Below are 1,549 nucleotides of genomic sequence, written 5' to 3'. Positions count from 1 at the left end.
GGCGTCCCGCAGTGCCGACGCCACAGCGGCGTCCGCGGCGGAATCCGTGGTGAGCAGGACCACGGTGGTCAGGGGACCACCGAAGGCGTTCAGCGTCCCCTCCCGGCAGCGCGCCGGATCCCCGGTCGATCCCAGTGTCGGGAACGGATCCCGCGGCTGGAAACCGGCCATGGGAGCCTGCAGCAGCTGTGCGGTGGTGGTGGCCACGGTGGGCCCGCCCAACGCCGCGGCTGCGCTGGCACGATCCACGCAGTACGTCAGCGCCTGCCGGACGGCGCTGCTGCGCAGCACTGCGGACGCAGGGCCGTGCAGACCAACGGTGAGCAACACGGTGGAACCGGGGCCGTCCGTGGACAGCCTGCCGTCCACCCGGGCGTCCAGCGCCGCCACGTCGGCGGCGGGGACGGTGCTGTCGAGGGCCATGTCGGCCCGGCCGGCGTCGATCTCGGTCTGGGCCGCGGTCGCGTCGACGCCGGTGCGCACCGTAACATGATCGGCAAGTGCCGGACGGATGCCGTCGGACGAGGCGATCCACGCCGGATTGCGCGACAGCCGGAAGGTTTCGTCGCTCACCGTGTCCCCGAAATGGTATGGCCCGTCGGAGATCAGGTGCTCGAGGTAGTCGGGCGAATCCGGGGCGTAGGCGAGAGCCTCCAGCGGCACCGGTGAAGCCGCCGGTGTGGCCAGCACGTCGGTGAAGTCCCCGGCCGGGGCGAGCAGGTGGAACTCGATGGAGTCGTCGCCGACGACCTGGACACCGTAGATGTTGCGACGTTCGATGAAGTCACGCACCCCCTCGACCGGAGTCTTCGCCAGCTCGTCGCAGTAGGCGGCGAAACCCGTCACCGTCGCGGAGAAGTAACCGCGCATGGGTGAGGGGTTCGGCGGTGTGCACAACCGCTTGATGCCGCGAGCGACGTCGGTCGCGGTGACCCGCCTGACCCCCGGGGTGTCCCACCGTGCGGACGGACGCAGAGTGACGGTGTAGACCTTCCCGTCCTCGCTGACCGCCGGTGGCCCGACGGCCAGGTCCGGTTGGGGTGCGGCGGTGAAGACCGGGTCGGGGCTGGCCCGGTAGGAGTAGAGCTGGCGCGAGACCAGCCGCAGCAGCATCCGCGAACCGGCGTCCGCCGCCCAGCCTGGGTCGCCACTGGGCATCGCCGTGGTGAGCAGGCGCAGGGTGCCGCCTGGCTTGTCCGTCGGGTCGGTGGTGACCGTGGGGGTGATCGAGGTCACCGGTACGGGTGTCGGCCTCCCACCAGCGCAGGCAGCGACCGCGACAAGAACAACCAGGCAGATGAGCGAGGCCGATATCCGGGTGTGTCCGCGGCTGCTCACCCCTTAAGAAGGAGGCCAAGGCCGATGATGCAGGTGAGCCAGATCAGCCCGATGGTGATCGTCAGTCGGTCGAGGTTTTTCTCCACCACCGAAGAGCCCCCGAGCGAGGACGAGACGCCGCCGCCGAACAGTGTGGACAGCCCGCCTCCCTTGGCCCGGTGCAACAGGACGAGCAGCATCAGAAGCACACTCGTGATGATCAGGACAACCG

2 protein-coding genes are annotated in these 1,549 nt (G+C 69.8%); both read right to left on the bottom strand.

Annotation, left to right across the window (positions count from 1 at the left end):
• Window positions 1-1,314: ABC transporter substrate-binding protein (locus DD1DGNOD_RS09305; protein ID WP_241255599.1), on the bottom strand; the 1,314-nt coding region annotated here is incomplete at its 3' end.
• A gap of 20 nt (window positions 1,315-1,334) precedes the next feature.
• Window positions 1,335-1,549, bottom strand: a 215-nt coding sequence (gene secG / locus DD1DGNOD_RS09300) for a preprotein translocase subunit SecG (protein ID WP_131769916.1), incomplete at its 5' end; no start/stop codon positions are given.

Source organism: Candidatus Protofrankia californiensis (genome assembly GCF_900634765.1).
Taxonomy (GTDB): domain Bacteria; phylum Actinomycetota; class Actinomycetes; order Frankiales; family Frankiaceae; genus Protofrankia; species Protofrankia californiensis.
Note: the sequence above shows the minus strand (reverse complement) of the source record. Positions and strands in the feature narration are given on the sequence as shown.